Raw genomic sequence first — 13,988 nt, 5'->3', positions numbered from 1 at the left:
CCAAATGAAGATTCTAAAATATTTATTTCTTTTAGCATTATTAAGCTTAGTTGCTCTTACCGTTTTTGTTGCTACTCAAAAAGGAATTTTTGATGTAGAAAGAAGCAAAGTAATCAATTCACCAAAAGCTACTGTGTACAATTACATAAATGATTTTAGAAATTATGAAGATTTTGAATCTTGGGCTCTTGAAGATCCGTCACTAAACTTTACTTTCCCAAATAAAACAGCTGGAAACGGCGCATCATTTTTCTGGACAGGAACTGAGGGTTCTGGAAATGCAATAACTCTTAAAACAAAAGATGGAGAAAGCATTCAGCAAAAAATGAAATATGATGGTACAGAGGCCGATGTAAACTGGACTTTCAAAGATACTTTAGCGGGAAAAACAAAAGTTACCTGGAAAGCAAAAGGAACAATGAGCTTTTTGTTCAAAATCTACACAGCCCTAAACGGAGGTTCGGACAAGGTTATCGGAACAATTTACGAAAAAAGCCTTGCCAACATTGACAAAAATCTGGATTATGAAACCAAAACCTACAACATAAAAGTAGATGGTGTAGTACAAAAAACCGAAACACCATATATTAAACAGACTTTTACAAGTGAAATTTCTAAAATAAATAAAAACGCTAGAATCGTTATTCCGAAACTGATTCATTTTAGCGAGACCAATGCGCTACAAACAACAGGAAAGCCTTTTATTATTTATCATACTTACGATACAACAACAGGATTGGCTAAAATTTCAATCTGTCTACCAATAAACAAAGAAATTTCAATTAGTTCAGGAAGCGATATCTTATCAGGAAAATTAAATGCTTTTGAAGCTGTAAAAACAACTTTAACAGGTGATTATTCGCATACGAGTGAAGCAATTGCAAAAACGACAGCTTACATAAACAATCAAAAAATAATACCAGACCTAAGCTGGTCGCATCTTGAAATATTAACTGTAAGCAAATTAGACACAAAAAGTTCGTCTAAATTACTTACTGAAATTTATTTTCCAACAAAACCAAAAGTTGTTCCTGTGACTACAGCGCCAACTACTGATGTTTACGGTTCTCAGCCTGATCCATCGGAAAATAATACAACTACTCAAGATCCTGCTGCTACAACTAATCCGGCAGCGACTACACCTGTTGTAAAAAAACCTGTAAAACCAAAACCAGCGGCACCAAAACCTGTCACTACTCCACCAGTAAAACCTGAAGAAGACGAATTCTAAAATAAAGACTTTTAAACCTTTAGCTTAAAATTCATTCTAATACGATAAATGAAAAAATTTGACAGACGAGAAGGAATTTATACAAGAATTATTAAATCCTAAAACGCAAAACGCTGCGTTTCAAAAACTCTTGTCTGATTATCAAAAACCACTGTATTCTCATATTCGGAACATTGTATTGAATCATGATGACGCAGATGATGTTTTGCAAAATACTTTTGTAAAGGTTTTTCAGTATTTAAAAAACTTTAAAGGCGAAAGCAAGCTTTTTTCCTGGATGTACCGCATTGCAACAAACGAAGCTTTGACATTTTTAAATCAAAAAGCAAAATTAAGCGGATTGACATCAGAGGCTTTACAGACAAAAACTATAGAGAATTTAAAATCTGATGTATATTTTGATGGAGATGAAATTCAAATAAAACTCCAAAAAGCCATAATCACTTTGCCCGAGAAACAACAATTAGTCTTTAAAATGAAATATTTTGAAGAACTAAAGTATGAAGAAATTGCTGAAATTTTAGGAACTTCAGTAGGTGCTTTAAAAGCATCTTACCATCATGCGGTAAAAAAAATTGAATTATATGTTACATCAAATTAAACCTTTTGTAAAAAAAACTATCTTATAGACATTATGAAAGCATTTAAATTAGAAAACGAACCGAAAATCAAGTCTGGATTTAAAACTCCAGAACACTATTTTGATGATTTGTCGGCAAAAGTTTTACAGCAGATTAACGAAAAAGAAGTAAAAGTAATACCGTTTTACAAACGCAAGAATGTAATTTCAATTGCTGCAGCCGCAGTAGTTGTTTTTGCACTGATGATTCCTATAGTCAATAATTACAATGCCACTTCTAAAGAACTTGACGAAGCCACTTTAGAAACCTATTTATCTTATCAGTCTAATTTAAATCAGTATGATCTGATTCAGAATCTGGACACAAAAGATATTCAAAAACTAAATAAAAATGTTGCCATTGAAGACGAAACTCTTGAAGACATTTTAGCATCAAATCCAAACATCGAACACTTAATTTCTGAATAAAAAACAAAACTTAAAAGATGAAAATCAAAAACATATTGCCGATAATTTTATTCCTGGTAAGTTTTTCATTTTATGCCCAAAGCGGCAAAACAGATGAAAAGCGTGAAAAGATTAAAGCTTATAAAGTTTCTTTTTTAACAACCGAATTAGAACTGACTCCCACAGAAGCTGAAAAATTCTGGCCTATTTACAATGCCTATGATGATAGACAATTTGAATTAAGACATCAAAAAATGAAAGCGTATCTAGAGCGTCTGGATGATGATAATATTAATTCAATTTCAGAAAAAGAAGCTGCAGTCCTGCTTGCGCAAATGGAAAGCACTGATAAGGAATTATATCTTTTACGCGAAAAATACAATTCGAACTTAAAGAAAATACTTTCAGCCAAAAAAATACTAAAGCTTAAAAAATCTGAAGATGACTTTAACCGAAAATTATTAAAACAATATCGCGATAAAGCCGCAAAAGATTAAGAAAAGTACAACAGCGACAAACCCCCTATATAATAATACTTACTTTATTATTTAGGGGGTTTGTTATTTTTAGAAATCTTATCTGACTATATGAAAGTAATTCGGATTAATTTATTGTAACCTGCAGCGATCGCTGTATTTTTATTAATGAATCTGATAGTAAAAAGTTTAGAATCATCTGATAATTGTTTCCATGTCGCACCTCCATCCTGAGAATACTGAATTCCCGAAGAACCCACACAAACTAATTCTCTTGCATTACTTCCTGGCACATATTGTATACATGAAGCGTATCCAAAACCTTGATTCTGCCCTACTACTTCCCACGTTTTTCCCCCGTCTTTGGTACAAATTTTATTGTCAGCGTTTTTCTCTGGAAATTCATAATCACCGCCAGCAGCAAATCCGTGCTTTGCATCATAAAAATCGGCAGTAAAAATTCCTGTCATTGCTTTACCCTGAGTTATTGGAGTATCGACAACTTTCCATGTTTTTGCTTTATCAGGTGAATAAAAAACACGAGATTTTTTTCCACCAGAAACCAGCCAGGTATCATTTCCCTTAATTACAATATTGGTATTGCTTGCTGCAAAAGCTGCTTCACCTTGAGTATTTGTAGGCAATTTATCAGATAATAGTTTTGTCCAGGTTTCACCTCCGTCGCGAGTAACAATAATTGAAAAAGTATCTTCTGTAGGGTCACCAATTGCTATTCCTTCCTTGTCATTCCAAAACTGCATACTGTCGTAAAATACTTTGGAATTAACTTCTTTATAAACTAATTTTACTTTTCTAGTTTTTTTGTCAACCTGATACAATAAAGCAGGATTTCCAACACTTAATAAAAACACACTTTTTGTATTTTGAGCAATGCTTCTAAACTCTAAATTAAGCGTATCGCGATAAATATGATCTTCAAATTTTTCTCTTTTATCTAAATCAAAACAGCCAAAACGAGAATTATCGGCTCCGTACCAAACTTTATTATTATCTATCGAAATAGCTCTGATGCTAATTTTATCCTGAAACAAAATTTCCGTCTGCATTGAAACAAAACCACCTGTTACTGGTGCTTTATCACTATTTTTCAATGCTTTAAAAGACACCAACAAAACAAATAAACTAAAAAATAATATAATTTTTCTCATGTAGGTTAGATTTAGTATTTGCTAAAATACAATTATTTATAACATATAAAATAGCTTTTGTTTTTTTTGATAATAAAATTTTCGAACACTATTTTTTGTCAAAGCAAAAATAAAAACAATCCAACAAAACACAACTTTTTAACCCTAAGCTTTGATAGTAGCAGACATACAAATATTTTTTTTTGGCACAGTAATTGGATAATCTACAATAATTAATTTTTTAATATTATTTGCCATGAAAGCGAACCTACTTATACTAGCATTTTTAACCATCGGACTTAGTTCTTGTTCAGCGCAAAACCAAGCTACTGTTTATGCAAAAAATTCAGACATCAGCGATAATTTAGACTTAAGAGCTGTTGCCTCAATGTTTGGAGAATCATCAAATCTTCAGGATTTTGAAAGAAGATTGAATGACCCAAAATATCAAATATCTAATCTTGATTTAAATGGAGATGATCAGGTAGATTATTTACGTGTAATCGAATCTGTAGAAAACAGAACTCACGTTGTAATTATTCAAGCAGTTTTAGACCGCGATGTTTACCAAGACATTGCAACAATTGATGTAGAAAGAGACAACTATAACAAAGTAACAGTTCAGGTTGTAGGAAACACTTATTTATACGGTGCAAACTATATTTACGAACCTGTTTATAATGTTGCTCCTGTAATTTATACCTCATTCTGGGTTACAAACTACAGACCATATTATTCAACTTGGTATTGGGGATATTACCCAACTTATTACACAGCGTGGAGACCTTACCCAGTTTACAGATATAGAAACAATGTAAATGTATGTATCAATGTTCACAACAGCTACAATTATGTTAACTATAGAAGAAGTTATAGAGCTCCAGTTCTTTACGAATCAAGACGCGCTTATGGCTACGAAAGAATGAGACCTAATTATAGCTTTGCAGACAGACACGCTAATGTAAGCAACAGATATGATTTAGACCAAAGAAGAGTAACAAGCAGAAACTATAATACTTCTCAAAACAATAATAATCCAATCAGATCAAATGCTGGAAGACCTCAATATGGAGAGAACAGAGTTTCAGACAGAAACTATAATTCAGACAGAAACTATACTTCAGACAGAAATTCAGACAGAAATTATAACAATACAAGCCGTCCAACTGTAAATAACAGAGAAAACAATACGACTATTGCTGCACCTTCAAGACCAGATTACAGCAGAAATAATCCAGCTGTTTCTGTGCCTAGAGGAAATTCAGAAAACAGAAATTATTCAGACAGATCAGCATCTCAAAACAATAATCCTTCAAGAGGTTATTCTGAAAACAGAGGAAACTCAATGAACAGACCAAGCGTTGAAAGGACTGCTCCTGCACCTCAAGCGCAACCATCGAGAAGTTACTCTGAAAACAGAGGAAACTCAGAGAATAGATCTTATAGCTCAAGACCACAAAGTGCACCACGTTCGGAAGCTCCCCAAGCGAGACAGGAATCTAGAAGCAGTGAACCACAAAGAGAAAACGGATCTAGAGGTGGCGGTAGAAGAGGTTAATATCAAAATCATATTTCTAAAATAAAAAAATCAGCACAATTTACGGATTGTGCTTTTTTTTATCTTTTTATTTATAATTGATGCTAATTTATTTTAAAAGAGTAAATTTGCAACCGTCTTTTATAAAAACACACATGAGCGCAGCGCATAAAAACTTACATAGTAAGTTGTCTATAGGGGGTCTATTGATCACATTAGGAATTATTTATGGAGATATTGGGACTTCTCCATTGTATGTAATGAAAGCCATTCTTGGTGAATACGCGATAAATTCGGACATTGTTTTAGGGGGGATTTCCTGTGTTTTTTGGACTCTTACTCTTCAAACTACAATAAAATATGTACTTATTACTTTAAGTGCTGACAATCATGGTGAAGGTGGAATTTTTGCTCTTTATGCTTTAGTTAAAAAAACAAAAATTCAATGGCTCATTGTACCCGCCATTATTGGAGGAAGTGCACTTTTGGCCGATGGAATTATCACACCACCAATTTCGATTTCATCTGCAGTTGAAGGAATCCGAGCATTCTATCCTACAATGGAAACGGAAACCATCATTTCTATTGTAATTGCCATTTTATTTATTCTATTTACTATACAGCAATTTGGAACAAAATTGGTTGGAAAATTTTTCGCACCAATGATGCTGATATGGTTTGCAATGCTTGGAACTTTAGGAGCAATTCAGATTTTTCATTATCCTGAAGTTATCAAAGCGGTAAATCCATATTATGCTTACCATTTATTATCTATTCATCCTGACGGATTTTTTGTTCTTGGTTTTGTATTCCTTTGTACTACAGGAGCTGAAGCTTTGTACTCTGATATGGGACACTGCGGAAGAAAAAACATTCGTATCAGCTGGATTTTTGTAAAAGCAACTTTAGTATTAAACTACTTTGGTCAGGCGGCTTATTTAACACATCATGAAGGAAGTACTTTACAGCAATTAGGCGGAGAAAATGGAAACCCTTTTTACTTAATCATGCCACATTGGTTTCTTCCATTCGGAATTGTAGTCGCAACTTTAGCAGCTGTAATTGCATCACAAGCATTAATTAGTGGTTCGTTTACTTTAATTAATGAAGCAATGCGTCTGAATTTCTGGCCAAAAGTAAAAATCAAATATCCAACAGAAGTTAAAGGACAATTATACATTCCGTCAATTAACTGGTTATTGTTTTTTGGATGTGTTGGTATCGTACTTCACTTCGAAAAATCAGGAAATATGGAGCATGCTTATGGTCTTGCCATTATTTTATGTATGATCATGACAACTATTCTATTGAATTATTATTTGATCATGAAGCGTGTAAAGCTGTATTTTATGGTACCGCTGATCACGATTTATTTATTGATCGAATTCAGTTTCCTTTTTGCTAATATTACAAAATTTGCTGAAGGCGGTTATGTTACTTTGATCATTGCAATTTTATTGATTTCAATTATGACGATTTGGTATCTTGCTAAGAAAATCAACAAAAGCTACACTAAAATCATCAAAATTGACGACTATAAAAAGGTATTAGTAGAATTGAGCAGGGATTTATCAATACCTAAATACGCAACGCATTTGGTATATATGACGAATGCCAATCGTGTTGATGAATTGGAAGAAAAAGTAATTTACTCCATCTTACAAAAGCGCCCCAAAAGAGCTGATATTTACTGGTTTGTACACGTAAATATTCTTACCGAGCCTTATAAAACCGAATATAAAGTTACTGAGATTGCCAGAGATGACATTTACAGAATAGATTTTAACTTAGGATTTAGAGAACCTACAAAAATCAATTTAATGTTCAGAGAAGTAATCCGTGATATGGTAAAACGTGGTGAAGTTGATATTACCAGCCGTTATGAATCATTGAATAAAAATAATATTATTGGCGACTTTAAATTTGTATTATCTGAGAAATTCCTATCAAACGATAATGATTTAAGATGGCATGAGAATATCATCATGAACTCTTATTTCTTTATTAAAAAACTGAGTTTGTCTGAAGAAAGAGCATTTGGTTTAGATAGTAGTTCAGTTAAAATAGAGAAATTCCCAATGGTGCTTCACGCTCCGGAAAACATCGGATTGACTCGAATTATAAAAAATTAACCTTTATAAAATATTCTAAAAAACACTCTTTTAAAACTTTATCAGAGTGTTTTTTTCTTTTCAAATGAAAGTCAAATGAACAATCAGCATTAAAAATTTAACTTTCAATCAATTAATAGTACCTTTGCAACTCAAATTATAGAAATGAGATTACACAGAAATTTAGTTTATACTACCATCGATTCTTTAAATGCAATTTTCAATGAAGGAGAATATGCAGATAAAGTGGTAGCAAGAGCATTAAAAAAAGACAAACGTTGGGGAAGTTCTGACAGGAAGTTTGTTGCTGAAACAATATACGAAATTGTTCGTTGGAAGCGTCTTTACGCAGAAATTGCCGAAGTAAAAGAACCTTACGACAGAGATAATTTATGGAGAATGTTTGCGGTTTGGGCTGTTTTAAGAGGATACCCAATCCCTGATTGGAGACAATTAGAAGGAACTCCTGAAAGAAAAATAAAAGGCCGTTTTGATGAACTTTCAAAAGTGAGAGCTTTAAAAGAATCTATTCCAGACTGGATGGATGAATTAGGTGTGAAAGAATTAGGCGAAAAAGTTTGGTCTAAGGAAATTGCAGCTCAAAACCAGCCAGCAAAAGTTATTTTAAGAACAAATACACTTAAAGGAACTAAAGAAAACTTACGAAACACGTTGATGGATTTGAATATTGAAACAGAATATTTGAAAGATCAGCCTGACGCTTTGGTTTTAAAAGAAAGAGCAAACGTTTTCCTTACAGACGCTTTTAAACAAGGTTTGTTTGAAGTTCAGGATGCGAACTCACAATTAGTGGCAGGTTTCCTTGATGTTCAGCCTGGAATGCGCGTTGTTGACACGTGTGCCGGAGCGGGCGGAAAAACGTTGCACATGGCTTCTTTAATGAACAATAAAGGTCAATTGATTGCAATGGATTTGTACGAAAGCAAATTGAAGCAATTAAAATTAAGAGCTAAAAGAAATGGCGCTTTTAATATTGAATACCGCATTATTGACAGTACAAAAGTTATCAAAAAATTACACGAAAAAGCAGATCGTGTTTTAATTGACGCACCATGTAGCGGATTAGGAGTTTTAAAAAGAAATCCAGATTCGAAATGGAAATTACAGCCTGAATTTATTGACAACATTCGTAAAGTTCAGAGTGAGGTTTTAGAAAGCTATTCTAAAATCGTAAAACCAGGCGGAAAATTAGTTTACGCAACTTGTTCTGTTTTGCCTTCTGAAAATCAGGAGCAAGTAGAAAAGTTTCTAAAAACAGAAATAGGAAAACAATTTAAATTTATTGAAGATCGCAAAATGCTAGCTTCTGAATCTGGTTTCGATGGATTCTATATGGCACTTTTAGAGCGTAAAGCATAAATTTTAATTCGAATATTTAAAATCCCAAATTTCAATCGCAGTTATTGAAATTTGGGATTTTTTATTTTAGCTTTTTATGGTTCTAAAGTCGGCTTTCGCAATAACTTTCCGTTTTCATTTTCTTTAAATTTTGGAACAAAAACAATTTCTTTTGGCTTTTCAAATTTTCCTAAAATATCAAAAAAATCAGAGGCAAAATCTTGTTTTTCGCCTTCTATAACCAAAATTAATTTTTCGCCCAAAATCGAATCCGGAACTCCGGTAACAAAAAATCGATTTGGAATTTTACCTATCAATTTCGCTTCTATTTGTTCAGGAATAAGCTTCACTCCTCCACTATTGATCACATTGTCGATTCTTCCTAAAAAAACAAACTGTTTATCATTTATCAATTCGACTAAATCATTCGTAATAATTGGCTCATCAGAAATAGATGAAACATAAATTACGAGACAACCGCGATCGTCTTTTTCGATTTTTACATTTGGCAAGATTGAAAAAGCACTTTCACCAACTTTTTTGGCGGCAATATGCGTTATGGTCTCCGTCATTCCATACGTTTCGTATATTTCGCCATTCAATTTTAGCAATTCTGCTTCAAGCGCCGAATCTATTTTGGCTCCGCCAATAATTAACTTCTTTACATTTTTAAGCTTTTCAATTGAATTCTGAACCTGTAAAGGAACCATTGCGACAAAATCATATTTCTCTGAATTAAAAGCTAAGGGTTCAGTACTCGGTGCTTTAACATCAATATCAAGCCCTAAAATCAAACTTCTCACCAACATCATTTTTCCGGCAATAAATTGAGTTGGCAAACACAGCAAAGCTCGATTACCTGGCTCCAAACCAAAAAAATCTCCAGTTGCCAAAGCCGATTGGATCATTGCCTGCTTTTCTAATCTGACTAATTTTGGAAGCCCAGTGGTGCCCGAAGTCGTCATTTCGATATAATCCTTATTATCAAACCAATCTAGAAGAAACTCACCTATTGCATGCTCATAAACATCACCTTCTTTTATGAAACTGTACCCAACTCGGCATAAATCTTTCGCATTTAAATGATATCCGTTGATTTTGAAATAATTATGTACATTTTTGTGTGTTAACTGTGTCATGATTATTAAATTAAAGATTTTTAAGAGTTATCTCACCAGTCAATTTTTCTTTCCAATTTGTCCATTTATATTTTTTGCTGAAAATAAAAAGCAAAATAGGATACACAATTACAACCGGCAATATTACGTCAAGGCCCGCTGAAGGCTCAGACATATCTTTGAAAATAGAATGTGTTTGAAAAACAGTCCAATCTGATGTTACCAATAAAGCACCAGTCAAATTATTCGCTGCATGAAAACCAAGTGCCAATTCTATTCCCTCATCCATAAGTGTAATGATTCCTAAAAACAAGCCGGTTCCTATATAGTAAACCATAATTATATAACCCATTTTTGCTACTTCGGGATTAAAAACATGCATCGAACCAAAAATAAGAGAAGTCATCATTAAAGGAAACCATCTGTTTTTAGCCAAATTTGCAAAACCCTGCATTAAATATCCTCTAAAAATATATTCTTCGCTACTGGTTTGTATCGGAATAAGCAAAGTTCCTACGACAACTAAAATCAAAAAAGGAACTAATTTAAAATTCCATATAAAATTATCAGGATCATTTAAATAAAGAATACCAAAACTCAAAAGGGAGAAAATCGCCCAAAGTACAAATGAAAATAAAATTCGGTTCCAATCGACTTTCTTTCTTGATGTCGTTACCGATAAAAGTGTTTGACGATGAAGATATTTTACAACTAAATAAATACCCGCAAACGCAAAAACAAAAGAAATCATAACCAAAAACAAAGTTAGATTAGGTTCAAATACTTTTAAAACTGCGTCATTACCAGTTGGAATTTCTGTTTTATTTTTAAAACTCGAATAAAGAACCGCTACAGAAAGCGGAATCTGGCCAATAAACGATGCTACTATAATAATTATTGAACCAATCAGATACAGAAAAAATTTATTGTGAGGTTTAATTCCTTGTTCTAAAAACATTTATATATAATTTTAAAATGAGAATTCGATTTAATAAGTAAATAGTATTTTTGATCCTGCGAAAATACCTAATTTTTGCGTTAACTATCTTACAATTTCTAAATATAACAAAATGATACAAATTTATCATAATCCACGTTGCGGAAAATCAAGAAGCTGTCTGGCTTTTATTGATCAATCGAAACAAGAATATAAAATTATTCCTTATTTAACTGATACTCCAAGTTTCTCAGAATTAAAAGATTTACTAGCAAAATTAAACTTGGAACCAATTCAGTTAGTTCGAATTAAAGAAAATATCTGGATAGAAAATTACAAAGGAAAAAACCTTACTAATGATGAAATTATTCAGGCAATGGTTGAAAATCCCATTTTAATTGAAAGACCAATTGTTGTTAAAGATGGAAAAGCTATTATTGGAAGAGATCTTGATCTGGTAGCCGATTTTCTGGATTAATTTCAAAAGTCGAATTAACATTTTTTTGTGATTTGCCCTTTAAACCAAACGCTAAATTTTCGGTCTAAAAAGGAAATGAAACCAAAAATAAAATGAAGAAAATCAAATTTGCTGTACTGCTTGTTCTTTTTTTTACAAGTTTTTACAACTATGCACAACAGGCGCCTCCTGGTAAAAACAAGGTAAAAGTTACTGGAAAAGTTTTCGAAAAGGTTAGCAAACAACCACTTGAATACGCTACTATTTCGTTTATGGCACCAAACGACACAAAAGTTATTGCCGGCGGAATAACAAATCCAAAAGGAGAATTTGAAGTAGCGGTAGCACCTGGAACTTATGATATTAAAGTAGAATTCATTTCGTTTAAATCAACTGAAATCAAAGGAAAAACTATTTCTGGCGATATGAGTTTGGGCGTTGTGAATTTATCAGAAGATGCAGCACAATTGAACGAAGTTGTCGTTCGTGCTGAAAAATCGACTGTAGAAATAAAACTGGACAAAAAAGTATACAGCGTTGGTCAGGATATGATGGTAAAAGGAGGAACTGTAAGTGATGTTCTTGACAATGTCCCATCTGTTTCTGTTGATACTGAAGGAAATGTAAGCTTAAGAGGTAGCGACAATATTAGAATTTTGATTGACGGCCGACCTTCAAACGCTATTAATATTGCTGAAGCTTTACGTCAACTTCCAGCTGATGCAATTGACAAAGTAGAAGTTATTACCAATCCATCTGCTCGTTACGATGCTGAAGGTGGCTCTGGATTAATCAATATTATTCTTAAAAAAGGTAAAAATCAAGGATTCAACGGAACTTTTATCGCTTCAACGGGAATTCCTGAAACTTACGGCTTAAGCGGTAATTTGAATTATAAAACTGAAAAATTAAATTACTTCACTACGTTAGGATACAATCACAGAACAAACGAAGGAGCTGGTTTAACCAACACTGAATATTTGAATGCTGACGGAACTCCTAAAGGTTTTTTAGATGAAGATCGTGATACTAAAAGAACTTCAGATGGTTTTAACGGAAGAGCGGGAATCGAATGGACTGTGGCGCCAAATACCTATTGGACAAATGCCATTAACTATCAAAAAAATTCAGGTGATACACGTGATTTAATCAATTACAACAATTTTGATGCATCGCATGCTTTTACAGGAACTTCTTTCCGTTTAAATGATGGTGAAACTGGAAGTCAAAACGTAGAATACACTTCTAATTTGATTAAAAACTTCAACGACAAAGGGCATAAACTGACAGCTGACTTATCGATTTCTAAAAACGATGACGATAGCAACAGTACTATTACTGCTTCTCCAAATTTCAATACCACATTAAATAATCAGGTTCAAAAGCAGGTTTTATTCCAAGCTGATTATGTATTGCCATTAGGAAAAGGAAGTCAGTTTGAAGCAGGATACAAAGGAAGTTTTGGTGATTTGAACAATGAATATTTTGTAACTGATGAAAATGGATTAAAAGACCCAAATCTTTCCAATACATTAGAATACAAAGAAAACATCAATGCACTTTATACACAATATGGTTTCAAAGTAAATAAATTCTCTTACTTATTTGGACTTCGTTGGGAGGATACAAATATTCATGTGAATTTATTGGAGACAAGCGATTTCAATACTAAAAAATACAACAACTTGTTTCCAAGTGCTTTTATTAGTTATGAAATCTCAGATCAGAGTAGTTTTTCTGCTAGCTACAGCAAGCGTTTAACTAGACCAAGAGGGCGTTTTATGAACCCGGCTGTAAACTATTCGAGTAACATCAATATTTTTCAAGGAAATCCAGATTTAGATCCTTCATTGACTGACAAATACGATATTGGATATATTAAACGTTGGAGCAAATTAACTTTTAATACATCGGCTTATTTTGAAGATACAAAAGATGTCTTCAGTTTTGTACGTACTCCAAATGGTAATTTAGTAAATGGTATTCCGGTTATTTTAAACCGACCAATCAATCTTGGAAAAGAGCAAAAATTTGGATTTGAATTTACATTGAATTATACACCATTTAAAATCTGGAGAATCAACAGTAATTTTAATTTCTACAACGTAAAAACAACTGGAGAAAACACTTATGTTGATTTCAACGGAAATACTGTAGTACAAAATCTTGACAATCAAGCTAACACTTGGTTTGCGAGAATCAACTCAAAGTTAACTTTGCCATACAAAATTGACTGGCAGTTAAGCGCAAACTACAATGGTTCACAAAAAACAGCTCAAGGGAAAAACTTAGACATGTTTGGTATGAACACAGCCTTGAGCAAAGACGTAATGAAAGACAAAGCAACGATTGCATTCAACATCAGCGATATTTTCAATTCTAGAATTATGAGATCATATACGTATCTGCAAAATTCTACAACACTTGAAAGTCAAACAGCTTATAGCGAAATGCAATTCCGTAAACGTCAATTCAATTTATCGTTTACTTACCGTTTCAACAAACCTAAAGGTGAAAGAGATAAAAATGCTGCACCTAAAGAAGGTGATGGCGGAGGAGACTTCCCAGGATAATAATATATAAAGCC

At 33.0% G+C, this 13,988-nt stretch carries 12 protein-coding genes; 9 read left to right on the top strand and 3 right to left on the bottom strand.

Translation table 11 applies throughout. The features are described 5' to 3' along the window. The first annotated feature begins 4 nt into the window (after positions 1-4). From ACWA1B_RS11885 to ACWA1B_RS11870, 4 genes are read left to right on the top strand one after another with little or no spacing between them, the layout of a single operon-like run. The gene (locus tag ACWA1B_RS11885) at positions 5-1,231 is read left to right on the top strand and encodes an SRPBCC family protein (protein WP_456907122.1); all 1,227 of its coding nucleotides are present in this window, start codon (positions 5-7) and stop codon (positions 1,229-1,231) included. A gap of 58 nt (positions 1,232-1,289) precedes the next feature. Further along, on the top strand, positions 1,290-1,832 hold the full coding sequence (locus tag ACWA1B_RS11880) for an RNA polymerase sigma factor (protein WP_456907120.1): 543 nt from the start codon (positions 1,290-1,292) through the stop codon (positions 1,830-1,832). 33 nt (positions 1,833-1,865) lie between these two features. Continuing rightward, the gene (locus ACWA1B_RS11875; RefSeq protein ID WP_142450995.1) at positions 1,866-2,279 is read left to right on the top strand and encodes a hypothetical protein; all 414 of its coding nucleotides are present in this window, start codon (positions 1,866-1,868) and stop codon (positions 2,277-2,279) included. A gap of 17 nt (positions 2,280-2,296) precedes the next feature. Further along, a complete protein-coding gene (locus tag ACWA1B_RS11870; protein WP_035647275.1) occupies positions 2,297-2,755 on the top strand; it encodes a sensor of ECF-type sigma factor in 459 nt (152 codons plus the stop codon). Positions 2,756-2,841: 86 nt separating this feature from the next. Here the strand turns inward: ACWA1B_RS11870 and ACWA1B_RS11865 are convergent, their stop codons facing one another. Next, positions 2,842-3,903: a WD40/YVTN/BNR-like repeat-containing protein gene (locus ACWA1B_RS11865; protein WP_456907117.1), complete on the bottom strand. Its 1,062-nt coding sequence runs from the start codon at positions 3,901-3,903 to the stop codon at positions 2,842-2,844. 235 nt (positions 3,904-4,138) lie between these two features. Here ACWA1B_RS11865 and ACWA1B_RS11860 point away from each other — a divergent pair, with 235 nt between their 5' ends. From ACWA1B_RS11860 to ACWA1B_RS11850, 3 genes are all read left to right on the top strand, one after another. Next, positions 4,139-5,440, top strand: coding sequence for a hypothetical protein (locus ACWA1B_RS11860; protein WP_456907115.1), 1,302 nt, complete (start codon positions 4,139-4,141; stop codon positions 5,438-5,440). A 134-nt stretch (positions 5,441-5,574) separates the two neighbouring features. After that, positions 5,575-7,551 carry a KUP/HAK/KT family potassium transporter gene (locus ACWA1B_RS11855; RefSeq protein WP_456907114.1) on the top strand — a complete coding sequence of 659 codons (1,977 nt, stop codon included), beginning with the start codon at positions 5,575-5,577 and terminating at the stop codon, positions 7,549-7,551. Positions 7,552-7,695: 144 nt separating this feature from the next. After that, complete coding sequence (locus ACWA1B_RS11850) at positions 7,696-8,910, top strand: RsmB/NOP family class I SAM-dependent RNA methyltransferase (protein WP_456907112.1); 1,215 nt, start codon at positions 7,696-7,698, stop codon at positions 8,908-8,910. Between the two features lie 74 nt (positions 8,911-8,984). Here ACWA1B_RS11850 and ACWA1B_RS11845 read toward each other — a convergent pair whose 3' ends face one another. Together ACWA1B_RS11845 and ACWA1B_RS11840 are read right to left on the bottom strand one after the other, a co-directional pair. Continuing rightward, positions 8,985-10,028 (bottom strand): AMP-binding protein, encoded by a 1,044-nt coding sequence (locus tag ACWA1B_RS11845; RefSeq protein ID WP_456907110.1) that lies wholly within the window; start codon positions 10,026-10,028, stop codon positions 8,985-8,987. A 10-nt stretch (positions 10,029-10,038) separates the two neighbouring features. Further along, positions 10,039-10,965 carry a CPBP family intramembrane glutamic endopeptidase gene (locus ACWA1B_RS11840; protein ID WP_456907108.1) on the bottom strand — a complete coding sequence of 309 codons (927 nt, stop codon included), beginning with the start codon at positions 10,963-10,965 and terminating at the stop codon, positions 10,039-10,041. A gap of 112 nt (positions 10,966-11,077) precedes the next feature. Here ACWA1B_RS11840 and arsC point away from each other — a divergent pair, with 112 nt between their 5' ends. Continuing rightward, the gene (gene arsC, locus ACWA1B_RS11835; RefSeq protein ID WP_456907106.1) at positions 11,078-11,422 is read left to right on the top strand and encodes an arsenate reductase (glutaredoxin); all 345 of its coding nucleotides are present in this window, start codon (positions 11,078-11,080) and stop codon (positions 11,420-11,422) included. 92 nt (positions 11,423-11,514) lie between these two features. Then, on the top strand, positions 11,515-13,974 hold the full coding sequence (locus tag ACWA1B_RS11830) for a TonB-dependent receptor (protein ID WP_456907104.1): 2,460 nt from the start codon (positions 11,515-11,517) through the stop codon (positions 13,972-13,974). Positions 13,975-13,988: the final 14 nt, after the last annotated feature.

The organism is Flavobacterium xizangense (assembly GCF_054075145.1).
This window is presented reverse-complemented; position numbering and strand designations above follow the sequence as displayed.

Excerpts from the sequence above, each read along its gene's own strand:
- ACWA1B_RS11875 (WP_142450995.1), top strand. The coding sequence starts at position 1,866 with ATGAAAGCATTTAAATTAGAAAACGAACCGAAAATCAAGTCTGGATTT.
- ACWA1B_RS11845 (WP_456907110.1), bottom strand. The coding sequence starts at position 10,028 with ATGACACAGTTAACACACAAAAATGTACATAATTATTTCAAAATCAAC.
- ACWA1B_RS11885 (WP_456907122.1), top strand. The coding sequence starts at position 5 with ATGAAGATTCTAAAATATTTATTTCTTTTAGCATTATTAAGCTTAGTT.
- ACWA1B_RS11865 (WP_456907117.1), bottom strand. The coding sequence starts at position 3,903 with ATGAGAAAAATTATATTATTTTTTAGTTTATTTGTTTTGTTGGTGTCT.
- ACWA1B_RS11840 (WP_456907108.1), bottom strand. The coding sequence starts at position 10,965 with ATGTTTTTAGAACAAGGAATTAAACCTCACAATAAATTTTTTCTGTAT.
- ACWA1B_RS11855 (WP_456907114.1), top strand. The coding sequence starts at position 5,575 with ATGAGCGCAGCGCATAAAAACTTACATAGTAAGTTGTCTATAGGGGGT.
- ACWA1B_RS11850 (WP_456907112.1), top strand. The coding sequence starts at position 7,696 with ATGAGATTACACAGAAATTTAGTTTATACTACCATCGATTCTTTAAAT.
- ACWA1B_RS11860 (WP_456907115.1), top strand. The coding sequence starts at position 4,139 with ATGAAAGCGAACCTACTTATACTAGCATTTTTAACCATCGGACTTAGT.
- ACWA1B_RS11870 (WP_035647275.1), top strand. The coding sequence starts at position 2,297 with ATGAAAATCAAAAACATATTGCCGATAATTTTATTCCTGGTAAGTTTT.
- arsC (WP_456907106.1), top strand. The coding sequence starts at position 11,078 with ATGATACAAATTTATCATAATCCACGTTGCGGAAAATCAAGAAGCTGT.
- ACWA1B_RS11830 (WP_456907104.1), top strand. The coding sequence starts at position 11,515 with ATGAAGAAAATCAAATTTGCTGTACTGCTTGTTCTTTTTTTTACAAGT.